This window comes from Pseudomonas sp. GR 6-02, assembly GCF_001655615.1.
Lineage (GTDB): Bacteria > Pseudomonadota > Gammaproteobacteria > Pseudomonadales > Pseudomonadaceae > Aquipseudomonas.
Genome location: NZ_CP011567.1, coordinates 3,716,132 through 3,737,359 on the forward strand (window position 1 = coordinate 3,716,132; position 21,228 = coordinate 3,737,359).

20 protein-coding genes are annotated in these 21,228 nt (G+C 61.0%); 13 read left to right on the forward strand and 7 right to left on the reverse strand.

Features of this window, described 5'->3' with window-relative positions:
* Positions 1-5 precede the first annotated feature (5 nt).
* The 5 genes from PGR6_RS16230 to PGR6_RS16250 all read left to right on the forward strand — a co-directional run bounded on the left by PGR6_RS16230 (position 6) and on the right by PGR6_RS16250 (position 3,899).
* A complete protein-coding gene (locus PGR6_RS16230; RefSeq protein WP_018929709.1) occupies positions 6-965 on the forward strand; it encodes a YVTN family beta-propeller repeat protein in 960 nt (319 codons plus the stop codon).
* Entirely contained in the window at positions 962-1,705 is a 744-nt protein-coding gene (locus PGR6_RS16235) for an ABC transporter ATP-binding protein (protein WP_064618312.1), read from the forward strand. The genes PGR6_RS16230 and PGR6_RS16235 overlap by 4 nt, the downstream gene beginning before the upstream one ends.
* Entirely contained in the window at positions 1,702-2,493 is a 792-nt protein-coding gene (locus tag PGR6_RS16240; RefSeq protein ID WP_064618314.1) for an ABC transporter permease, read from the forward strand. Before PGR6_RS16235 ends, PGR6_RS16240 begins: the two co-directional genes overlap by 4 nt.
* 125 nt (positions 2,494-2,618) lie before the next feature.
* On the forward strand, positions 2,619-3,176 hold the full coding sequence (locus PGR6_RS16245) for a PQQ-dependent catabolism-associated CXXCW motif protein (protein WP_064618316.1): 558 nt from the start codon (positions 2,619-2,621) through the stop codon (positions 3,174-3,176).
* Between the two features lie 57 nt (positions 3,177-3,233).
* A complete protein-coding gene (locus PGR6_RS16250) occupies positions 3,234-3,899 on the forward strand; it encodes a response regulator transcription factor (protein ID WP_064618318.1) in 666 nt (221 codons plus the stop codon).
* Between the two features lie 144 nt (positions 3,900-4,043).
* On the opposite strand, the gene nahK is transcribed toward PGR6_RS16250, so the two are convergent.
* The 4 genes from nahK to PGR6_RS16270 all read right to left on the reverse strand — a co-directional run bounded on the left by nahK (position 4,044) and on the right by PGR6_RS16270 (position 10,238).
* Complete coding sequence (gene nahK / locus PGR6_RS16255) at positions 4,044-6,680, reverse strand: hybrid sensor histidine kinase/response regulator NahK/ErcS' (RefSeq protein ID WP_372240827.1); 2,637 nt, start codon at positions 6,678-6,680, stop codon at positions 4,044-4,046.
* Positions 6,610-7,773, reverse strand: coding sequence for a nitric oxide-sensing protein NosP (gene nosP / locus PGR6_RS16260; RefSeq protein WP_019648886.1), 1,164 nt, complete (start codon positions 7,771-7,773; stop codon positions 6,610-6,612). The genes nahK and nosP overlap by 71 nt, the downstream gene beginning before the upstream one ends.
* Before the next feature lie 265 nt (positions 7,774-8,038).
* On the reverse strand, positions 8,039-9,223 hold the full coding sequence (locus PGR6_RS16265) for a porin (RefSeq protein ID WP_064618320.1): 1,185 nt from the start codon (positions 9,221-9,223) through the stop codon (positions 8,039-8,041).
* Positions 9,224-9,431: 208 nt separating this feature from the next.
* Positions 9,432-10,238 (reverse strand): sulfite exporter TauE/SafE family protein, encoded by an 807-nt coding sequence (locus tag PGR6_RS16270; protein WP_064618322.1) that lies wholly within the window; start codon positions 10,236-10,238, stop codon positions 9,432-9,434.
* Between the two features lie 163 nt (positions 10,239-10,401).
* On the opposite strand from PGR6_RS16270, the gene PGR6_RS16275 reads away from it, so the two are divergent.
* Entirely contained in the window at positions 10,402-11,265 is an 864-nt protein-coding gene (locus PGR6_RS16275; protein WP_064618323.1) for an MBL fold metallo-hydrolase, read from the forward strand.
* A 57-nt stretch (positions 11,266-11,322) separates the two neighbouring features.
* Here PGR6_RS16275 and bkdR read toward each other — a convergent pair whose 3' ends face one another.
* Positions 11,323-11,811 carry a Bkd operon transcriptional regulator BkdR gene (gene bkdR / locus PGR6_RS16280; RefSeq protein ID WP_017339472.1) on the reverse strand — a complete coding sequence of 163 codons (489 nt, stop codon included), beginning with the start codon at positions 11,809-11,811 and terminating at the stop codon, positions 11,323-11,325.
* Positions 11,812-11,996: 185 nt separating this feature from the next.
* Here bkdR and PGR6_RS16285 point away from each other — a divergent pair, with 185 nt between their 5' ends.
* From PGR6_RS16285 to PGR6_RS16310, 6 genes are all read left to right on the forward strand, one after another.
* Positions 11,997-13,232: a 3-methyl-2-oxobutanoate dehydrogenase (2-methylpropanoyl-transferring) subunit alpha gene (locus PGR6_RS16285; RefSeq protein ID WP_018929723.1), complete on the forward strand. Its 1,236-nt coding sequence runs from the start codon at positions 11,997-11,999 to the stop codon at positions 13,230-13,232.
* A 1-nt stretch (position 13,233) separates the two neighbouring features.
* On the forward strand, positions 13,234-14,292 hold the full coding sequence (locus tag PGR6_RS16290; protein WP_019648882.1) for an alpha-ketoacid dehydrogenase subunit beta: 1,059 nt from the start codon (positions 13,234-13,236) through the stop codon (positions 14,290-14,292).
* On the forward strand, positions 14,293-15,567 hold the full coding sequence (locus PGR6_RS16295) for a dihydrolipoamide acetyltransferase family protein (protein WP_064618325.1): 1,275 nt from the start codon (positions 14,293-14,295) through the stop codon (positions 15,565-15,567).
* Between the two features lie 3 nt (positions 15,568-15,570).
* Positions 15,571-16,956 (forward strand): dihydrolipoyl dehydrogenase, encoded by a 1,386-nt coding sequence (gene lpdA / locus PGR6_RS16300; protein ID WP_064618326.1) that lies wholly within the window; start codon positions 15,571-15,573, stop codon positions 16,954-16,956.
* 316 nt (positions 16,957-17,272) lie between these two features.
* A complete protein-coding gene (locus tag PGR6_RS16305) occupies positions 17,273-18,292 on the forward strand; it encodes a branched-chain amino acid aminotransferase (RefSeq protein WP_018929727.1) in 1,020 nt (339 codons plus the stop codon).
* Between the two features lie 135 nt (positions 18,293-18,427).
* The gene (locus PGR6_RS16310; RefSeq protein WP_018929728.1) at positions 18,428-18,769 is read left to right on the forward strand and encodes a hypothetical protein; all 342 of its coding nucleotides are present in this window, start codon (positions 18,428-18,430) and stop codon (positions 18,767-18,769) included.
* Here the strand turns inward: PGR6_RS16310 and PGR6_RS16315 are convergent.
* On the reverse strand, positions 18,759-19,682 hold the full coding sequence (locus PGR6_RS16315; RefSeq protein WP_064618327.1) for a LysR substrate-binding domain-containing protein: 924 nt from the start codon (positions 19,680-19,682) through the stop codon (positions 18,759-18,761). The two genes, PGR6_RS16310 and PGR6_RS16315, sit on opposite strands and share 11 nt — an antisense overlap.
* A 105-nt stretch (positions 19,683-19,787) precedes the next feature.
* Between PGR6_RS16315 and PGR6_RS16320 the strand changes: the two genes are divergently transcribed.
* On the forward strand, positions 19,788-20,396 hold the full coding sequence (locus tag PGR6_RS16320) for a LysE family translocator (protein WP_064618329.1): 609 nt from the start codon (positions 19,788-19,790) through the stop codon (positions 20,394-20,396).
* On the opposite strand, the gene PGR6_RS16325 is transcribed toward PGR6_RS16320, so the two are convergent.
* The gene (locus tag PGR6_RS16325) at positions 20,393-21,157 is read right to left on the reverse strand and encodes an ArsR/SmtB family transcription factor (protein ID WP_064618331.1); all 765 of its coding nucleotides are present in this window, start codon (positions 21,155-21,157) and stop codon (positions 20,393-20,395) included. The genes PGR6_RS16320 and PGR6_RS16325 overlap by 4 nt on opposite strands.
* Positions 21,158-21,228 lie beyond the last annotated feature (71 nt).

Consider the following 21,228-nt stretch of genomic DNA (forward strand, 5'->3'; position numbering starts at 1 on the left):
CTGCCATGCGCCGCACCCTGCTTTCATGCGCTCTACTGCTCGCCGCCGGGCATGCGGCGGCCAGCACCGCCTGGGTCTCCAACGAAAAGGACAACAGCCTGAGCCTGATCGACATGCAGACCCTGCAAGTCACCGACACCCTGCCCGTCGGCCAGCGCCCGCGCGGCCTGTTGCTGTCCCACGACAACAAGCTGCTGTACATCTGCGCCAGTGATTCGGACCGGGTCCAGGTGATGGACGTCGCCACGCGCAAGATCATCAAGGAACTGCCCTCGGGCAAAGACCCCGAACAATTCGCCCTGCATCCCAATAATCGCTGGTTGTATGTCTCCAACGAGGACGATGCGCTGGTGACGGTGATCGACACCGAAACCTCCAAAGTGCTCGGGCAGATCAACGTTGGCGTCGAGCCCGAAGGCATGGCCGTCAGCCCCGATGGCAAATGGGCGGTGAACACCAGTGAAACCACCAACATGCTGCACTGGATCGACACCGGCACCCAGACCCTGGCCGACAACACTCTGGTGGATCAGCGACCGCGTTTTGTCGAGTTCAATCCCGATGGCTCGCAGCTCTGGGCCTCGGCGGAAATCGGCGGCACGGTGACGATTCTCGACGTCGCCAGCCGCAAGATCCTCAAGACCCTGAGCTTTCAGATCAAAGGCGTGCACCCGGACAAAGTCCAGCCTGTCGGCATCAAGCTCAGCGCCGACGGCAAGTACGGCTTCGTCGCCCTCGGCCCGGCCAACCATGTGGCGGTGATCGACGCCAAGACCTTCGAGATTGTTGATTACCTGCTGGTGGGCCGACGGGTCTGGCAGATGGCGTTCACCCCGGATCAACGGCAATTACTGGCCACCAACGGCGTCAGCGGCGATGTGTCGGTGATCGATGTCGACACCCTCAAAGTCAGCAAATCGGTGAAGGTCGGGCGCTATCCGTGGGGCGTGGTGGTGACACCATGAACGCCCTTGAGGTCAGCGACCTGAGTTTCGCCTACGGCCCGCGCGAGGCCTTGCGCCAAGTGAGTTTCAGCTTGGCACCGGGGCGTTTTGCGGCGCTGCTTGGGCCCAATGGCGCGGGCAAATCCACCCTGATCGCCCTGCTCACCCGCCTCTATGATCTGCAACGCGGTGATATCCGCGTCGGCGGATGCTCGTTGCGCGACGCGGCACGCCCGGCGCTCAAGCAATTGGGAGTGGTGTTTCAGCAAAGCACGCTGGATCTGGACCTCAGCGTCGAGCAGAACCTGCGTTATCACGCCGCGCTGCATGGTCTGTCCCGACGCCAGACCGGGCTGCGGGTCGACGCGGAGCTGGCGCGTCAGGCCCTGACCGAGCGCCGTCGCGAGCGGGTACGCGAACTCAATGGCGGCCACCGCCGGCGGGTGGAAATCGCCCGCGCGTTGCTGCACGAACCACGCCTGTTGTTGCTTGACGAGGCCAGCGTCGGCCTCGACCCGGCCAGTCGCCTGGCGCTCAATCAGCACATCCGCAGCCTGTGCCGCGAGCAAACCATCAGCGTGCTCTGGACCACTCATTTGCTGGATGAAGTGCAACCCAGCGACGACTTGCTGATCCTGCATCAAGGCCGTTTGGTCGCCAGCGGACAAGCTGATGCGCTGAGCCTGGAACATGGCGGCGACCTCGATTCGGCCTTCGCTCGCCTGACCACCTCGACCCCTTCAGGAGCAGTCAGCAGATGAACGCTTACTGGCAATGTTTCAGCGGTATCGTGCTGCGCGAATGGCTGCGCTTCGTGTTGCAGCGCACGCGGTTTCTCAGTGCGCTGGTGCGGCCGTTGCTGTGGCTGCTGGTGTTCGCTGCCGGGTTCCGCGCGGCACTGGGCATCGCCATCATCGAGCCCTACGACACCTACATTCCCTATGAGGTTTACATCATCCCCGGCCTTGCCTGCATGATCCTGCTGTTCAACGGCATGCAAGGTTCGTTGTCGATGGTGTATGACCGGGAGATGGGCAGCATGCGCGTGCTGCTGACCAGCCCCCTGCCCCGGACCTTTCTGCTGTGCAGCAAATTACTGGCGACGTCGCTGATTTCGTTGTTGCAGGTGTACGCCTTCCTCGCGATTGCCTGGCTGTACGGCGTGCAACCGCCGGCCATGGGCCTGTTGCTGGCGTTGCCGGCGTTGCTGCTGGTGGCATTGATGCTCAGTGCGCTGGGCCTGTTGCTGTCCAATGCGATTCGCCAACTGGAGAACTTTGCCGGGGTGATGAATTTCGTGATCTTCCCGCTGTTTTTCCTGTCGTCGGCGCTATATCCGCTGTGGAAAATGCGCGATTCCAGCGAGTGGCTGTATTGGCTGTGCGCCTTGAACCCGTTCACCCATGCGGTGGAGCTGGTGCGCTTCGCGCTGTACGAACGCTTCAACCTCTTGGCGCTGGCGGTGTGCGCGGGGCTGACGCTGGTGTTCGCCCTGCTCGCCGTGCTCACCTTCAACCCGCAACATGCGGCCTTGCGTAAATCCGGCTGACTACTCTGAACGATAAAAAACAGGACAAAATTACTACTTTGGTACTGGTTTACCTGTCTATCGTCGCATTCACAACGCATCGCTACTGGCATGTAATGGGTTCATAACTATAAGGACTGACCCCTATGCCGCGTGCCCGACGTGTTCTGTTGCGCCCTTCTCTCGCTGCGCTGTCGCTGAGCCTGTTGCTGGGCACCGCGCAGGCCGAAACAGCGCTGTTCTCCGCCGACGGTTATCGCATCGGCCTGTACCGCAGCCCGACCCCGACTCAGCTCCAGGGCGCGAGCATCATCGACACGCCCGCCCTGCAAGACCTGCTCAAGCAGACACCCCCGCCGGTGCTGATCGACGTCTACCGCCGACAATGGCTGCAAGGCCGCTTCATTGAAGACCAGCCCCACGAAAACCTGCCCGGCAGCCATTGGTTGGCCAATACCGGTGACGGCGATCTGACGCCCGACTGGCAAGACTATTTTGCGCGTAACCTGAACACATTGACCGCTGGCGATCACACGCAACCGTTGGTCTTTTACTGCCGCTCCGATTGCTGGTTGAGCTGGAACGCGGTAAAACGCGCTGCTTCCATGGGCTATAAAACACTGTATTGGTACCGCGACGGACTGGATGCCTGGCAAGCGGCGAATCTGCCCGTGACACAGGCGAAGCCCGAGCCTTTTCCCTGACTTGAGCATTTGCGTGTTGTTGCCACACCCTGAAAAAAAATAATGAGGTGAAAGGCCATGTACAAAATTCTGATTGCCGACGATCACCCGCTGTTTCGTGAAGCCATTCATAACGTCATCAGCGACGGTTTCCCCGGCAGCGAGGTCATGGAAACCGCCGACCTCGACAGCGCCCTGGCCCTGACCCAGGAAAACGACGACCTGGACCTGATCCTGCTCGACCTGAACATGCCCGGCATGCACGGCCTCAATGGCCTGATCAACCTGCGCAACGAGGCGCCGACCATTCCGGTGGTGATCGTCTCGGCCGAACAGGACAAGCAGATCGTGCTGCAAGCCATCACCTATGGCGCGGTGGGGTTCATCACCAAGTCCTCGCCACGGGCGCAGATGACCGAAGCCATCCAGCAGATTCTCAATGGCAATGTGTACCTGCCGCCGGACATCATCCGCACGCAAAAGAGCGGTGCCAGCCGGCGCATGAGCGAGACCCCGAGCTTCCCGCCGGAGCTGCTCCAGGCGCTGACCCGCAAACAGCTGCTGGTGCTTGAACGCATGACCAAGGGCGAGTCGAACAAACAGATCGCCTACACCCTGGAAATCGCCGAAACCACGGTCAAGGCCCACGTCTCGGCGATCTTGCGCAAACTCAATGTGCACAACCGGGTGCAGGCGATATTGAGTGCCGGGGATATTGATTTCGGGTCGTATTTGCGGCGGTAACTGCCCGGTTTGAAAGCTGACCTGTGGCGAGGGAGCTTGCTCCCGCTCGGCTGCGAAGCAGTCGTCAATCCAGGCGACTCGGTGGTTTGTAAAGGGCCGCTTCGCGCCCCAGCGGGAGCAAGCTCCCTCGCCACAGGTTCGGTGTTATCTGGATGGGCCGAGCAAATGACTCATCGCCGTCTTGAGCTTCATCGGCCGCACCGGTTTGTGCATCAGGGTGTGGCCCAGTTCGCGGATCTGTTGCTTGAGTTCGTTGCTGTAGTTGGCGGTGATCATCATCGCCGGGATCGCCGAAGCGCGACGGGCGTTGATGCGGGCCACGGCGTCGACACCGTTCTGCTCGTCATCCAGGTGATAGTCGGCGATCAACAGGTCGGCTTCGGCGTGATAATTATCCACTTGCCGCGCCAGGTCCTCCTCCGACAGCGCCGTGACCACCCGGCAGCCCCAACCTTCGAGCAAGGTGCGCATCCCGGCACAAATCGCCGCGTCGTTGTCCAGCACCCACACCCGTGCACCGCGCAGGCGCTCGAGCATCGGTTCACTCATCAACAAACTCGGCAACGCCTTAGGCGCCGTGGCGCTCAAAGGCACTTCGACGGAAAACATCGAGCCCTTGCCCGGCCATGAACGCACGTGAATCCGGTGGCCGAGAATACGCGCGATTTTCTCGACGATCGCCAGGCCCAGTCCCAAGCCGCGATCCTGATCGGGGCGCTGTACGTCACCGCGTTTGAACTCCTGAAAAATCTCCTCCAGACGGTTCTCGGCAATGCCCATGCCGCTGTCCCAGACTTCGATGGTCAGCCGCTGGTGATGGCGCCGGCAACCGAGTACCACCCGCCCGCTGTAGGTATAGCGGATTGCGTTGCTCAGCAGGTTGCGCAGGATCCGCGCGAGCAATTGAATGTCACTGCGCACCAGCGCCGAACACGGGATGAAATGCAGCTCGAGCCCTTCACTGCGGGCCACTTGGGTGTATTCGGCGGCCAGGTTTTCCAGCAATTCGCTGAGAGCGAACGGCGCAATGTCGGCCTTGATCACCCCGGCATCCAGTTTGGAAATGTCCACCAGTGTGCCCAACAGGTTTTCCACGTCTTCCAGGGAATTGCTGACATTGCGCACCAGATTCTCGTTGGCCACCGGTTCCCGGCGCTCCAGCAACGCGCTGGTAAACAATCGTGCAGCGTTGAGCGGTTGCAGCAGGTCATGGCTGACGGCGGCGAGAAATTTGGTCTTCGACAGGTTGGCCTGCTCGGCCTCGAGCTTGGCCTCGCGCAAGCGTGATTCCACGCGGCGGCGCTCGTCGATTTCGCGCAGCAATTGGTCATTGAGGGTGGTCAGTTCGGTGGTGCGTTCACGCACCCGCAACTCAAGGTTCTGATAGGCCTGATGCAGCGCCTCGGCGGTGCGGCGGCGCTCGGTGATGTCGCGGATCAACACGAAGATCCCCACCACTTCCCCGCTGGCCAGGCGATTGGGCACGTAGGAGCGCAGCATGTAGCGCTCCTGATTGTTGATGTTGGTTTCGGCGAACTCGAACGTCACGCTCTCGCCGGCCAGGGCACGAGCCACGTAGGCCTCGAGGCGCTGATAGTGCTGCTCGCTGTGCACTTCGCGCAGGCTCTGCCCGAGCATCACGCCCCGGGGCCAGCAGTACCATTCTTCATAGACTTTGTTGGTGAATTCGTAGACCAGATCGGCATTCAGGTAGGCGATCAGCGCCGGCACATGGTCGGTGATCAAGCGAATCCAGCGCTCGCTTTCGCTGAGGGCTTCGGCGTGCTGATAGCGTTCGGTGATGTCGGTGAAGGTGTTGACGAAGCCGCCGGTGGGCAACGGATGGGTGCGGATTTCCAGGACCCGGCCATCGTAGAGGCGCTGCTCGCATTCCTGCACGTACCGCCCGTTGGCATCGCGACTGGCCGGGGTCAGCAGGTTCAATTCGCTGTCGGCGATCACTTCGGCGAACGGCCGATGAGCCGCCACCGGGGCCAGGCCACTGAGTTCCAGGAAGCGCCGGTTCCACAACTCCAGAATGCCCTCGGCGTTGACCATCGCCACCCCTTGGGACAGGTTGTCGACCGCCCGTTGCAATAGGTGCGATTTCTGCGCCACCGCCTGCTCGCGGCGCAGGGTTTCGCTGAGTTTGACGTCGGTAATGTCGGTGAACAGGATCACCCGCCCGCCTTCCTGGGTCGGCCGCTCGCTGACTTGCAGCCAACGGCCATTGTGCAGGCGATAGAGCAGGCTTTCGTCGACAGGCGACCGGGGTTCTTCACTGAACAACCCGGTCGAAGTCATCAACCGTTTGACCTCACTCAGGCGCATGCCCGCGTTGATCCGTACCCGGCTGTTACCCCAAAACGCCTTGAAACGGCTGTTGAACAGCACGATCCGCTGCTCGGCATCGAACAGCACAAAAGCGTCGGAGATGCTTTCAATGGCGTCGATCAAGTGTTGATGGGCGGTTTCGGCCCGTAGCCGCGCTTCGCTGAGCAAATGGTTGCCAGCCTTGAGTTCGGCCATGGCCTGGTTCAGGGCGTCGGTGCGCTCACGCACCTGTTCGGCCAGCACCACCGAATGCTGGAACGCCGCATACGGGTCGTTGCCCCGGGTGATACCGGACTCGATGCGTTCGATCAACGCGTCATTGATGCGCTGCAATTTTTGGTTCTCGTGCCGCAGGCTGGCGATTTGCGCCTGAAGGTCAGCGCTGTCCAGGGGCGCGTCCTCGGGCAATGGCAACCCCGGTGAAGGTCTGGTTGATGTGCATGCCATTGAACTGTTCTCCGTAGGTGTTGAAACCCATCACCCGCTGGTCCCGCAAAAACGCGCCGATCTGCTCGAGACTGCCGGCGTCCTCCAGTTCCAGGCGCCGGAGAAAACAGTCACAGCCGATGGTCAGCAACAAGTCCCCGAGACGCTCGCGCAAGCCCTCGAACAAGCCTTGCAGATTCGGCAGCATGGGGCCGGGTTTCATGACGGTGAGGACGATGCCGTTTTCCACCGCACAGTAGAAACTCAGGCTCAGGTCTGGATGAACCTGCTGGATCGCCCGCACGTAATACTGATCGTTGATCCGCACCGCCAACGGGTGTGCGGCAAAGGTCCGGTAATCGAGGTCGGCCACCGGCACGCCGATATGCCGGGCGTACTCCTCGGCGGCCGGTTCGGCGTTGAGTTCGAATACCCGGCGCGAAGTGCTGTCGGCAGCGGTGACCACCAGTTTTTCGGCCCTGGGCAGGATGTGGTGGGTGGTGAAGACTTCAAAGTCCAGCCAGGTATTGACCAGCACCACCACCGCCGCGCCGCTGTGAAACTCGCCGCCGAAATACACATGAGTGTGGGTCAGGTAATTGTCGTCGCCGGCCGAACCGCCGAAATGCGGAATATCGCCCAACGCCGCGCTCAAGGCAGCGAGCACCATTTCTTCACGACTGGACAAGCCATCGAGCAGGGTCAGGGCGAAGCTGTTGCCCTTGATCGGCGCCAGGGTATTGCTGCGACAACCGCTGACCAGGCGCTCGACCATTTGCTGGGCATCGATCAGGCTGAAATGCTCCATCTCATCGATCAGTTCGGTAGAGATGGAAAAGTGCCGATGATCGAAGCCCACCGCGGTCACGCAGCTGCGGCCATAACCTTGGGGGGTGATTTCGCCGGCACTGGTGCAGCCCACCAGCCGAATGCCGCCGAAGCTCTGCTGCAACGCCTGCCCCAGCGCCTGCAAGTCGTACTCGGCGGAACAGAAGAACAGCACGAAGCCCAAATGCGGGTGCAAGAGTTGTCGCGCCAGATCCTGCGCCGCTTGCTGGGCATCGATGGCCTGGGACATGGCACTGACCACACCGTCGCTCTGAACCTGCTGCATCGTCGCCCCTCGCCTGTAAGAGGCTCGAGTGTACGAAGCCTGCGGGCGGCGACGAATGCTACTTGGGTAGCGGGTGGGTGGTTCGATGGGATGAGAATGGTGGCCTGATCAATGGGTGACTAGCGCAATTGTGGCGAGGGAGCTTGCTCCCGCTGGACTGCGAAGCAGTCCCCCGAATACTGGCCGATGCGCGACCAGGATCGGGGCCGCTGCGCGACCCAACGGGAGCAAGCTCCCTCGCCACAAGGAGTGGTTAGTCAAACCCCTACCAGGTCAACACCGCCCCCACCGCAAACGTATCGGTGTTTTCATTCTGGGCGCTGGTGTCGTGGCCGTTGATTTCGAACTGGTTGTACTCGGCCACCAGCTTGAGGTTGTCGTTGACGTCATGGAACAGCGCAACGCCGCGAGTCTCATAATCGGCGCCGCTGCCGACCACGCCGTTACCGTCGTCCTTGGTCTTGCCGTAAGACAAGGCCAGTCGGTTCTTGCCCAGTTTGTAGGAGCCCTGCAACAGGTAACCGTTGCTGTCGACATTGCGCAGGGTCGGTTCACCGGCATTGTTGGTGAAGAACGGGTTAATGCCTTTGGCCTGGAAACCGGAGCCGGTCAGCGACAGCCCGCCCATCTTCGCCTGCAAGCCATAGCCGACGCCTTTGGAGGTGACGGACCCGACGCTGGAATCGGTGTTGTCCGAGGTCTGGTAGCTGCCGTTGAGCCAGCTGTAAATCTTCGCCCCGCCGAGGTCGAACTGATAGGTGATCTCGCTCTCGGTGCGCGGGTTCTTCTGGTACGCCTTGCCGGTTGCGCTGCTGTCGTTGGTGTCGACCGGGTCCATGATCCCCACCGCCACCCGCAAGCCGTCCATCATCGGGGTGCGATAGGTAATCTGCGAGGTCGGGAACGGGTACGGATAACCGCTGCCGATGTTGCCGAACGACACCCCCCCGCCGTCCACCAGGCCCAACGTATCGCTGACCTGACCGTAACCGGCGAGCAGTTCGTCGAGCAGGATGTTGGAACGGGCAAACAGGCCGAAGTCCTTGCCGATCAGCACCTCGCCCCACTCCGGGTTGGCCACCGTGCCGTAGAACTGCCGCACGTCAATGGCGGTGTTGGTGCCGTTGGTTTCGCTGTCATTGATGGTCACCCAGAACGAGGCCCGGGCGCCGAGCTTGAGGTCATCGACCTGCTTGCCCATGTTGAAACCCAGATAGTTAGGCAAAAAACCCATCTTCACCCGCGCCTGGCGCCGGTCGTACTGATCGCCGGCCCGGTCCACGTTGCTATTGACGTAGAAGGCGTTGATGTAGCCATCGGTGGAGAAAGTGGTCTGGTCCTTGTCGTACAGCATGATCTCGGCCTGGACCATCGAGCTCAGGCCCAGGGATGACAGACTAACGATGAAAGCCGGCAAGAAACGATGCTTGAAATTCTTATTGTTGTGCATGACGCGCTCCGCTACGGGGACTTGATGTCGGAGGCGATTATCGAAAGCGGACAGGCGGCGTCATACGCTGCCTTGGGGGCGGTTGTCAGGTGCTTTGGGCTGGCCGGTAGCGCGCGGCAAATTCGGTGTAAGACCGCCCGTCGGCCAGGCCCGGAACTTAGGGTGTAAGCCTGCGGGCCACACAGACGTCCACAGGAACCGGTGCGCGCTAGGCGAGTGCTCTAAACAGCATGTAAACGGCTACCACCACGCAGACGCTGGCAAAGCCGATCTGCAACCCTCGGGCCGGCACCCGCGCGCAGAGTTTTCGGCCGAGGATCATCCCGACGATGCTGGCGACAATGAACGACACGCCCAAACCATCGATCCGCACCCCGGCGTGAAACGCGCCAATCACCCCGATGATCGAGATCAGGCTGATCACCATCAACGACGTGGCGACGATCCCGCGCATCTGCACATCGGTCAGTTGCTTGAACGCAGGCACTATCAGAAAACCGCCACCGACCCCGAGCAACCCCGAGACCACGCCAGTGACCGCGCCGAGCGCGGCAAGGGTCGCGGTGCATTTGGCGGTCCAGGAAAAACGCCCGGTCTGCTGATCGAGCATGCAGTTCTTCTGGCCCCAGTTGGCGTGGCCGTGGTCGCTCGGACCGGCGTCGAGCTTTTCCGGGCGCAGCATCCGCCAGGCCACCAAGACCATCAGCAGACTGAACAGGATTTTCAGGATCTTTTCCGGCAACTGATGAGCAAAGTAGATACCCACCGGCGAAAACACCGCGCCGAGCAAAGCAATCAACAGCGCCGCGCGATAGCGCACCAGGCCATGGCGCAACCCGTCGATCGCACCGATCGCCGCCGCACTGCCCACCGCGAACAAGGCGACGGGCGCCGCCTGGGTCATGGTCAAACCCAGCCCGAGCACCAGGGCCGGCACCGCAAGAATACCGCCACCGGCTCCGGTCAAGCCGAGCACCAGGCCCATGACCAGGCCAAAAAAACTTGCCAACAACATAAAACACTCATGATCCGCGAAAAAAGGCCGGGGACGCCCGGTATCGATTGAGTGACAGGATAGAGCCCGCACAGTTTTTTTCATTAATTGAATTGATGCGGGGCTGGTCAACGCAGGGAAAATGAAACTACCCTCAAGGCTTGTCCAAACAGAAACAGCCACCATGCCCGCCTTGATTGAAGCCTTCCTCGACCCCGCATCCAAGACCTACAGCTACGTAATCTACGAGCACGATGGCGGGCACTGCGCGATTGTCGACCCGGTGCTCGATTACAACGCCGCCGCAGGGCGCACTTCGACCGTCCAGGCCGACAGGATCATCGCCTTCGTTCGCCAACACCAGTTGCAGGTGCAATGGCTGCTGGAAACCCATGCCCATGCCGATCACCTGTCGGCCGCGCCGTACCTGCGTCGGGAACTGGGGGGCAAGATTGCGATTGGTCAGTCGATCAGCAAGGTTCAGGGGGTGTTCAAGACACTGTTCAATCTTGAACCGGGATTCAGGGTCGACGGTTCGCAGTTCGATCACCTGTTCGCACCGGACGAGTCATTCCGCATTGGCAACCTCAAGGCCACGGCCCTGCATGTGCCCGGACATACCCCGGCGGACATGGCTTATTTGATCGACGGCGATGTGATTATGGTGGGCGACACGTTGTTCATGCCGGACGTCGGCACCGCGCGTTGCGACTTCCCCGGCGGCAACGCCAACCAGATGTTCGCCTCGATCCGCAAACTGCTGGCCTTCCCCGCCAGTGTGCGTCTCTTCGTTTGCCACGATTACCCGCCCGAGGGCCGCGCCCCGCAATGCCAGAGTACGGTTGGCGAGCAGCGCAAAAGCAACATTCATATTCACGACGGCGTCGACGAAGCCTCCTTCGTCGCGATGCGCACCCAGCGTGACGCCGGTTTGTGCATGCCGACGCTGTTGCTGCCGGCGATTCAGGTGAATGTGCGGGCAGGGAATTTGCCGCCCGCGGAAGACAATGGCGTGACCTACCTGAAAATCCCCCTGAACCAACTCTAGCCCCGAACGCTGCCTCGCGGTGCTCGACAGCTGCTACGGCCGCTACAACTGCGATCTTCAATTGGCCAGGGTCAGACCATTCGCCGGCAACGGCAACGCCGTCTTGTAGCGCACTTGCTTGAGCGCAAAGCTCGAACGAATGTTCGCCACTCCCGGCACCTTGGTCAGAAAGTCCATCATGAAGCGCTCCAGCGACTGGATGGTCGGCACCAACACACGGATCAAATAGTCCGGGTCGCCGGCCATCAGATAGCACTCCATTACTTCCGGGCGATCAGAAATCGCCTCTTCGAAATGCTGCAACGCCTCTTCCACCTGCTTCTCCAGGCTGACGTGAATGAACACATTCACATGCAGCCCCAGCAAGTCGGCATCCAGCAACGTCACCTGCTCGCGAATCAGCCCTAATTCTTCCATCGCCTTGACCCGATTGAAGCACGGCGTGGGCGACAGGTTCACCGAGCGCGCGAGGTCGGCGTTGGTGATGCGCGCGTTCTCCTGAAGGCTGTTGAGAATGCCGATGTCGGTACGGTCCAGTTTGCGCATGAGACAAAAACACCTGTTTTTTATGTTTATGCAGATTTTTTATCCTCAAATGACCTCCAGCGCAACGAAACACAGAGAAATATTCTTCTTGGCCCGGCCTATGATTGTTGTAGGACAAGAATTCTTTTACCGAAGAATGACTGCCAGCTCACTACAAGAAATTCACAAGATCGAGCGTAGAAGCCATGAACCAAGCGTACGAACCGCTGCGCCTGCACGTTCCCGAACCTTCGGGCCGTCCCGGCTGCAAAACCGACTTCTCCTACCTGCATCTGACCGATGCCGGCACGGTGCGCAAACCCCCAATCGACGTAGAACCGGCCGATACAGCTGATCTGGCCAAAGGCCTGATTCGCGTGCTCGACGACCAGGGCAATGCCCTCGGCCCATGGGCTGAAGGCGTACCCGTCGAGATCCTGCGTAAAGGCATGCGCGCCATGCTCAAGACGCGGATCTACGACAACCGCATGGTGGTCGCCCAGCGCCAGAAAAAAATGTCGTTCTACATGCAGAGCCTCGGCGAAGAAGCCATCGGCAGCGCCCAGGCCCTGGCCCTGAACATCGACGACATGTGCTTCCCCACCTACCGTCAGCAAAGCATCCTGATGGCTCGCGAAGTGCCGCTGGTGGACCTGATCTGCCAACTGCTGTCCAACGAGCGCGATCCGCTCAAGGGCCGTCAGCTGCCGATCATGTACTCGGTCAAGGAAGCCGGTTTCTTCACCATTTCCGGCAACCTCGCCACCCAATTCGTCCAGGCGGTGGGCTGGGGCATGGCCTCGGCGATCAAGGGCGACACCAAAATCGCCTCGGCGTGGATCGGCGACGGTGCCACTGCTGAATCGGACTTCCACACCGCCCTCACCTTCGCCCACGTGTACCGTGCGCCGGTGATCCTCAACGTGGTCAACAACCAGTGGGCGATCTCGACATTCCAGGCGATTGCCGGCGGTGAAGCCACCACCTTTGCCGGACGCGGCGTCGGTTGCGGCATCGCCTCCCTGCGGGTCGATGGCAACGATTTCTACGCGGTCTACGCTGCATCCGCCTGGGCTGCCGAACGCGCGCGGCGCAACCTCGGCCCGACCATGATCGAATGGGTCACCTACCGCGCCGGCCCGCACTCGACCTCCGATGATCCTTCCAAATACCGTCCTGCCGACGACTGGAGTCACTTCCCGTTGGGTGACCCGATTGCTCGCCTCAAGCAGCACCTGATCAAAATCGGTCAGTGGTCCGAGGAGGAACACGCCGCTGTCAGCGCCGAACTGGAAGCCGAAGTGATCGCCGCGCAGAAAGAAGCCGAGCAGTACGGCACCCTCGCCGGCGGCCAGATTCCGAGCGCCGCGACCATGTTCGAAGACGTCTACAAAGAGATGCCGGAGCACTTGAAGCGCCAGCGTCAGGAGTTGGGGATCTGACATGAACGATCACAACAATAATATTCAGTTGGAAACCGCCATGACCACGACCACCATGACCATGATCCAGGCCCTGCGCTCGGCCATGGATGTGATGCTTGAGCGTGACGACAACGTCGTGGTGTTCGGTCAGGACGTCGGCTACTTCGGTGGTGTGTTCCGTTGCACCGAAGGCCTGCAGACCAAGTACGGCACCTCCCGCGTATTCGATGCGCCAATCTCCGAAAGCGGCATCGTCGGCGTCGCCGTGGGCATGGGTGCTTACGGTTTGCGGCCGGTGGCCGAGATCCAGTTCGCCGACTACGTGTATCCGGCATCGGACCAGATCATTTCCGAAGCGGCGCGCTTGCGTTATCGCTCGGCCGGCGAGTTCACCGCGCCGATGACCCTGCGCATGCCCTGCGGCGGCGGCATCTATGGCGGCCAGACTCACAGCCAGAGCATCGAGGCGATGTTCACCCAGGTCTGCGGCTTGCGCACCGTCATGCCATCCAACCCTTACGACGCCAAAGGCCTGCTGATCGCCTCCATCGAAAACGATGACCCGGTGATCTTCCTCGAGCCAAAACGCCTGTACAACGGCCCGTTCGACGGTCACCACGAGCGCCCGGTGACCCCATGGTCGAAGCACCCGGCCGCGCAAGTGCCGGACGGTTACTACACCGTGCCGCTGGATGTTGCCGCCATCACCCGTCCGGGCAAGGACGTGACCATCCTGACCTACGGCACCACGGTTTATGTGTCGCAAGTCGCCGCTGAAGAAACCGGCATCGATGCCGAAGTCATCGACCTGCGCAGCCTGTGGCCGCTGGACCTGGAAACCATCGTCAAGTCGGTGAAGAAAACCGGACGCTGTGTAGTTGTTCACGAAGCGACCCGTACCTGCGGATTCGGCGCCGAGCTGGTCGCGCTGGTGCAAGAGCATTGCTTCCACTACCTGGAAGCGCCAATCGAGCGCGTGACCGGTTGGGACACCCCCTACCCGCACGCGCAAGAGTGGGCGTATTTCCCTGGTCCGTCCCGTGTGGGCGCGGCTTTGCATCGGGTTATGGAGGTCTGAATGGGCACGCACGTTATTAAAATGCCGGACATTGGCGAAGGCATTGCAGAAGTTGAATTGTCTCAGTGGCACGTCAAGGTCGGCGACATGGTCGTCGAAGATCAGGTGCTGGCCGATGTCATGACCGACAAGGCGATGGTCGACATCCCCTCGCCGGTGAACGGCAAGGTGATTGCACTGGGCGGACAGCCGGGCGAAGTCATGGCGGTCGGCAGCGTGCTGATCAGCATTGAAGTCGAAGGCGCGGGTAACGTTAAGGAATCGACTGCGCCAGCGGCTGTTGTTAAAGAAGCACCTGTGGCGGCGCCGAAAGTTGAAGCCGTCGTAGAAAGCACACCGGCTGCAGCGGCCCCGCGTCCGGCTGCCGCTTGCCAAGGACCGATGGTCGCCCGCGAAGCCGACGAACGTCCGCTGGCCTCCCCGGCCGTGCGCAAGCATGCGTTGGACCTTGGCATTCAACTGCGCCTGGTGCGTGGCAGCGGCCCTGCCGGGCGGATTCTGCACGAAGACCTCGAGGCTTATCTGGCTCAGGGTCAGTCGAACGCATCGACGGCCACCGCCGCTTACGCCCAGCGCAACGACGAACAGCAAATCCCGGTGATCGGCATGCGCCGCAAGATCGCCCAGCGTATGCAGGACGCCACCCAGCGTGCCGCCCACTTCAGTTACGTCGAAGAAATCGACGTCACCGCCGTCGAAGAGCTGCGTGCGCACCTGAACGAAAAACACGGTGCGACCCGTGGCAAGCTGACCTTGCTGCCGTTCCTGGTGCGCGCCCTGGTCGTGGCCCTGCGCGACTTCCCGCAGATCAACGCCCGTTACGACGACGAGGCCCAGGTCATCACCCGCCTCGGCGCGGTGCATGTGGGCGTCGCCACCCAAGCCGACATCGGTTTGATGGTGCCGGTGGTGCGTCACGCCGAAGCCCGCAGCCTGTGGGACAACGCCGCGGAAATCTCCCGCCTGGCAACTGCCGCACGCACTGGCAAGGCCAGCCGCGATGAGCTGTCCGGCTCGACCATCACCCTGACCAGCCTCGGCGCCCTGGGCGGCATCGTCAGCACGCCGGTGCTGAACCTGCCGGAAGTGGCGATCGTCGGCGTGAACAAAATCGTCGAACGACCAATGGTGATCAAAGGCCAGATCGTGATCCGCAAGATGATGAACCTCTCCAGCTCCTTCGATCACCGCGTGGTCGATGGCATGGACGCGGCGCAATTCATCCAGGCCGTTCGTGGCTTGCTCGAACAACCCGCAACGCTGTTTGTGGAGTAAGGAATGCAACAGACTCTAAATACTACGCTGCTAATCATCGGCGGCGGCCCTGGCGGCTATGTGACGGCGATCCGTGCCGGTCAATTGGGCATTTCGACCATTCTGGTGGAAGGCCAATCGTTGGGCGGCACCTGCCTGAACATCGGCTGCATTCCGTCCAAGGCGTTGATCCACGTCGCCGAACAGTTCCATCAGACACAGCACCACAGCCAATACTCGGCGCTGGGCATCAGCGTATCGGCGCCGACCCTGGACATCGGCAAAAGCGTCGAGTGGAAGGACGGCATCGTTGATCGCCTGACCACTGGCGTCTCCGCGCTATTAAAGAAGCACAAGGTCCAGGTCATCCACGGCTGGGCGAAAGTGATCGACGGCAAAACCGTTGAGGTCGGCGACACGCGGATTCAGTGCGAGCACCTGGTGCTGGCCACCGGTTCGACAAGCGTCAACCTGCCGATGCTGCCGATTGGCGGGCCGATCATCTCCTCCACTGAAGCCCTGGCGCCGAAAAGCGTGCCGAAACGGTTGGTTGTGGTCGGTGGCGGTTACATCGGTCTGGAGCTGGGGATTGCTTATCGCAAGCTCGGCGCCGAGGTCAGCGTAGTCGAGGCGCAGGATCGTATTCTGCCGGCCTACGATGCCGAACTGACCCATCCGGTGCACGAAGCACTCAAACAACTCGATGTGAAGCTTTACTTGAAGCACAGCGTTGAAGGCTTTGATTCACAAAGAAATTCCCTGCGAGTTCGCGACCCGAACGGCGACATCCTGAATCTTGCAACCGATCAGGTGCTGGTGGCCGTCGGTCGCAAACCCAACACCCAGGGCTGGAACCTCGAAACCTTGAACCTGGACATGAACGGTTCGGCGATCAAGATCGACAACCGTTGCCAGACCAGCATGCGCAACGTCTACGCCATCGGCGACCTCAGCGGCGAACCGATGCTCGCCCACCGGGCCATGGCCCAGGGCGAGATGGTTGCCGAACTGATCAGCGGCAAACACCGCGAATTCAACCCGACCGCCATTGCCGCCGTGTGTTTCACCGACCCGGAACTGGTGGTGGTCGGCAAGACCCCGGACGAGGCCAAGGCTGCGGGGCTGGACTGCATCGTGTCCAGCTTCCCGTTCGCCGCCAATGGCCGGGCGATGACACTGGAGTCCAAAAGTGGCTTCGTGCGGGTCGTGGCGCGGCGTGACAATCATCTGATTGTTGGCTGGCAGGCGGTGGGTGTGGGTGTTTCGGAGTTGTCGACGGCGTTCGGCCAAAGCCTGGAAATGGGCGCGCGGCTGGAAGACATCGCCGGCACCATCCACGCGCATCCGACGCTCGGCGAGGCGGTGCAGGAAGCGGCGCTGCGTGCGTTGGGGCATGCCCTGCATCTGTAACCGCTCAACTGTGGCGAGGGAGCTTGCTCCCGCTGGGCTGCGAAGCGGCCCCAACCGCGTCACTGCGATCTGCCTGATGCACCGCATTGTCCGGTTTTACCAGTGCTGCGCACCGGAACGGGAGCAAGCTCCCTCGCCACAGGGTTTCGAATGATGAAAGATCGGCGACAAGTTTCATGAGCTGGCTAAGAAATCTGCCAATCACCCGATAGTCCGGGCTGCGATTTAGGCCCGGAATGAAGTATTGTTGTCCCCATCCAGAAAAATGTCAGAAGCCTTGAACCGTTTCGACGGTTGTTAAGTGATAGAGGGTGTCATGGGTAACGAAAGCATCAATTGGGACAAGCTGGGTTTTGACTACATCAAGACAGACAAGCGCTATCTGTCGCACTGGCGTAATGGCGAGTGGGACAAAGGCACCCTGACCGAAGACAACGTGCTGCACATCAGCGAAGGCTCGACTGCCCTTCACTATGGCCAGCAGTGCTTCGAAGGCCTGAAGGCCTACCGTTGCAAGGACGGTTCGATCAACCTGTTCCGCCCGGACCAGAACGCCGCCCGCATGCAACGCAGCTGCGCGCGCCTGCTGATGCCGCAAGTGTCCACCGAACAGTTCATCGAAGCGTGCAAGGACGTGGTCCGCGCCAACGAGCGTTTCATTCCGCCTTACGGCACCGGCGGCGCGCTGTACCTGCGTCCGTTCGTGATCGGCGTGGGTGACAACATCGGCGTGCGTACCGCACCCGAGTTCATCTTCTCGATCTTCTGCATCCCGGTCGGCGCCTACTTCAAGGGCGGCCTGACCCCACACAACTTCCAGATCTCCAGCTACGACCGTGCCGCTCCACAAGGCACCGGCGCGGCCAAGGTCGGTGGCAACTACGCCGCCAGCCTGATGCCAGGCTCCCAGGCCAAGAAGGCGCACTTCGCCGACGCCATCTACCTGGACCCGATGACCCACACCAAAATCGAAGAAGTCGGCTCGGCCAACTTCTTCGGGATCACCCACGACAACAAGTTCGTCACCCCGAACTCCCCTTCGGTGTTGCCGGGCATCACCCGTCTGTCGTTGATCGAACTGGCCAAGACCCGTCTGGGCCTGGAAGTGGTTGAAGGTGACGTGTTCATCGACAAGCTGTCCGACTTCAAGGAAGCCGGTGCATGCGGTACTGCCGCGGTGATCACCCCGATCGGCGGCATCAGCTACAACGACAAGCTGCACGTGTTCCACAGCGAAACCGAAGTCGGTCCGGTCACCCAGAAGCTCTACAAAGAGCTGACCGGTGTACAGACCGGCGACATCGAAGCGCCAGCGGGCTGGATCGTCAAGGTTTGATCTGACGCCACAGTCCGTTTGAACACAAAAGCCCGGCCATCACATTGAAGGCCGGGCTTTTTTTCGCCCGCGTTTCGTGCAAAACGCCACTAGACTTGCCACGTGCAACCGCCATCAACAGGTGCCACCACAACCATGGATAAATTCTGGCGAAAGTATCTGGCCTTGCTGGAAACCGACTTCACCACGCAGGTGTTCGACAACATCAAGAACCTGCTGGTGTGCGCCCTGTTGTTCGCGGCGGGCACCAACGCGTTGCGAGGCGGTCATCAACTGTTTATGGGATTGCTCGCCTCAAACCTTGCCGGCTGGGGGTTGATTGCAATATCAGCACTGTTGATGCTGCTCAGTGTCAGCGACGGCTTGCGCCGGCTGTCCAGGTTGCCGTATCACACGGCGTTCCAGATCATCCTGGGTCTGGTTTACCTGGTGCTGGCGGTGCGGGTGGTGGAGATCGTCTGGGATTTCAGAGCGTAGCGGTCACGGCACGAGGTGTTTGCCAACTCAGCTCATCCTGAGCGATCCGGGCAAACAACCACTCTACAAAGATCCGCGTGTGCGCCGTCACGTCCGGCGCAACACCGTAGTAATAACGCGGCAACGGCATGCGCAACTCGGGTAACGGGCAGATCAGGCGTCCGCTCGAGATATGGCTGCCCAACAAAGAGGTCGGGCACAGGGCAACGCCCTGTCCATCCACTGCGGCCTGAAGCACCAGGTGCATGTGATCAAACTGCCGGGTGACCTGAGTGGCTGACTGGCTTTGACCAAAGTGCATGGCCCAATTGTGCCAGTCTTCACGGCGTGCCTTGGCGGTCAGTAACGTATGCCGACTCAGGGACGTGAGGTCTTCAAGTGGCAGGCGCTCGATCAGCGCAGGGGCCGCGACCAGCAACAGTTCGTCTTCGAACAGCGCTCGCGCCTCAATCGCCGGTGCCCAATCGTCACGACCACGGCGAATGACGATATCGAACCCGTCGCGTGCCTGATCGGGTGCCTGGGTCTGGGTGATCACCTGCGGTTTGATGCCGGGGTGCCGCGCAACGAAATCCGCCAGCCTGGGCGTCAGCCAAAGCATGGCGAAGGACGGACGCACATTGATCTTCACGGTAGGCAGCAAGGCATGCTGCTTGAGCACAGTGGCGGCATTGGCGATCTGCGACAGCCCGGCGCTGACCTGCTCATAGAAGCGCTGGCCGGCCGGCGTCAGCACCGATTGCCGGATACGCCGCTCGAACAGCAGCACCCCCAGGTATTCCTCGAGCAATTTGATATGCCGGCTGACGGCACTGTGGCTGACATGCAGCTCTTCGGCCGCCAGGCTGAAGCTCTGATGACGAGCAGCAACGGCGAAGGCGCGAACAGCATTAAGAGGCGGTAGTGGATTCATGCGTCTAATTTAGTCACCTATGCGCTGTAATTAAAGCGTTTGTCACGCCCTCCTCGCCACGCCAATCTGCCAGCACGCAGCCAATGCCACCTGACGGAGCAAGCCATGAACAGTTACGGACTCTTTGTACTCTTCGCCACCCTGACCATTTTGAGCCCGGGGCCTGGTGTGGTCCTGACCCTGTCCAACGCGGTGCGCCACGGTTGGAGGGGGGCCGTGCCGGGCATTCTGGGAATTGCGTCGGGGGCGTTTGTGGTCGCTGCCATCAGCGCCACCAGTGTTGGCCTGATACTCAGCACCTCGGCGAACGCCTTTATCGCATTGAAATACGCAGGAGCCACCTATTTGTTGTACCTGGGCTACAAAAGCTGGCGCTCGGATCGTTTCAGCACGCTGCTTGAAACGCGCCCTTCAAGCCCGGGTTATCGCTTCCTTGAAGCGGCTTCGATGCAGCTTCTGAACCCCAAGGCGGTGTTTTTCTTTTTGGCGGTGTTCCCGCAATTCATCGACACTTCGGCGCGCTTCTACAGCCAGTTCATCAAGCTGGTCGCCTCCTACGGCGTACTGGTGTTCCTGGTACACGGCAGCTATGCCTTGCTCGCCAATGCCGCCAAAGGCTGGTTGTCGAGCCCGAAAGGTTCCTGGCTGACCGCAAAAGTTTCGGGCGTGACCTTCGCCGGTTTTGGCGTGCTCATGGCCTCGGCCAGTCGCTAAGTCGCAGGACTGGCGATCGCGCGGCGCCTGTTCCCGGTGGACGTGAGTGGCGCTGTCGCTCCCTGAATCGGCAGTTCAACGGTGAACCGGCGACCGAGTTCCTTTCGCCCCACTGCCGTCAACGCCAACGCCCGACTGTCCAGATCCTGCGTCACCCATTGGCGTTTGATCGCCGTTTGCAGCAACGCCGCGCCCAAGGCACCGCCCAGGTGCGGCCGACGCATGCTCCAGTCCAGGCACGGGCAGGCAAAGCGGCGGCGCAAAGTGCCGAGGTCTTTGACGTCGATGCCCAATCCTTCGAACAACGCTTCACCACTGTCGCTCAATCGATAAGCCTGCTCATCGGTTTGCAGCAACCACCCCGCGTCGATCATCCGGTCATGCAGCACCACTGCCAACGTGCCGGCCATGTGGTCGTAGCAGGTGCGGGCGAATTGCAGGCGGTCCGGGGTGCGCGGGTTGAACGTCGGCGCTGCGTTCTGGCCGATCACCATCAGTGCTTCGAGTGCCTGGGCCACGCGTTTGTCCGCGAGGCTGTAATAGCGATGGCGGCCCTGAACGTGCAAACGCACCAGCGCCAGTTCCTTGAGCTTGGCCAGGTGTGCGCTGGCGGTCGAGGCGCTGACTTCGGCAACCGCCGCCAGCTCGGTGCTGGTGCGGGCATGGCCGTCCATCAGCGAGCAGAGGATTTTCGTCCGCGCAGGCTCTGCAATCGCTGCGGCCACTTGAGAGATGCCAACGTCGTGTTGCTCTGCGTTCATATTTCGCTCCCGGACGAATCAAGGCCCCTTAGGACTGGAGATAGTAGCAACACTTTTCAACCATCGATAAG

Bases quoted from the DNA above. Each gene is read 5' to 3' on its own strand.
- PGR6_RS16230 (WP_018929709.1), top strand. From the start codon at position 6: ATGCGCCGCACCCTGCTTTCATGCGCTCTACTGCTCGCCGCCGGGCAT.
- PGR6_RS16235 (WP_064618312.1), top strand. From the start codon at position 962: ATGAACGCCCTTGAGGTCAGCGACCTGAGTTTCGCCTACGGCCCGCGC.
- PGR6_RS16240 (WP_064618314.1), top strand. From the start codon at position 1,702: ATGAACGCTTACTGGCAATGTTTCAGCGGTATCGTGCTGCGCGAATGG.
- PGR6_RS16245 (WP_064618316.1), top strand. From the start codon at position 2,619: ATGCCGCGTGCCCGACGTGTTCTGTTGCGCCCTTCTCTCGCTGCGCTG.
- PGR6_RS16250 (WP_064618318.1), top strand. From the start codon at position 3,234: ATGTACAAAATTCTGATTGCCGACGATCACCCGCTGTTTCGTGAAGCC.
- nahK (WP_372240827.1), bottom strand. From the start codon at position 6,680: ATGGCATGCACATCAACCAGACCTTCACCGGGGTTGCCATTGCCCGAG.
- nosP (WP_019648886.1), bottom strand. From the start codon at position 7,773: ATGCAGCAGGTTCAGAGCGACGGTGTGGTCAGTGCCATGTCCCAGGCC.
- PGR6_RS16265 (WP_064618320.1), bottom strand. From the start codon at position 9,223: ATGCACAACAATAAGAATTTCAAGCATCGTTTCTTGCCGGCTTTCATC.
- PGR6_RS16270 (WP_064618322.1), bottom strand. From the start codon at position 10,238: ATGTTGTTGGCAAGTTTTTTTGGCCTGGTCATGGGCCTGGTGCTCGGC.
- PGR6_RS16275 (WP_064618323.1), top strand. From the start codon at position 10,402: ATGCCCGCCTTGATTGAAGCCTTCCTCGACCCCGCATCCAAGACCTAC.
- bkdR (WP_017339472.1), bottom strand. From the start codon at position 11,811: ATGCGCAAACTGGACCGTACCGACATCGGCATTCTCAACAGCCTTCAG.
- PGR6_RS16285 (WP_018929723.1), top strand. From the start codon at position 11,997: ATGAACCAAGCGTACGAACCGCTGCGCCTGCACGTTCCCGAACCTTCG.
- PGR6_RS16290 (WP_019648882.1), top strand. From the start codon at position 13,234: ATGAACGATCACAACAATAATATTCAGTTGGAAACCGCCATGACCACG.
- PGR6_RS16295 (WP_064618325.1), top strand. From the start codon at position 14,293: ATGGGCACGCACGTTATTAAAATGCCGGACATTGGCGAAGGCATTGCA.
- lpdA (WP_064618326.1), top strand. From the start codon at position 15,571: ATGCAACAGACTCTAAATACTACGCTGCTAATCATCGGCGGCGGCCCT.
- PGR6_RS16305 (WP_018929727.1), top strand. From the start codon at position 17,273: ATGGGTAACGAAAGCATCAATTGGGACAAGCTGGGTTTTGACTACATC.
- PGR6_RS16310 (WP_018929728.1), top strand. From the start codon at position 18,428: ATGGATAAATTCTGGCGAAAGTATCTGGCCTTGCTGGAAACCGACTTC.
- PGR6_RS16315 (WP_064618327.1), bottom strand. From the start codon at position 19,682: ATGAATCCACTACCGCCTCTTAATGCTGTTCGCGCCTTCGCCGTTGCT.
- PGR6_RS16320 (WP_064618329.1), top strand. From the start codon at position 19,788: ATGAACAGTTACGGACTCTTTGTACTCTTCGCCACCCTGACCATTTTG.
- PGR6_RS16325 (WP_064618331.1), bottom strand. From the start codon at position 21,157: ATGAACGCAGAGCAACACGACGTTGGCATCTCTCAAGTGGCCGCAGCG.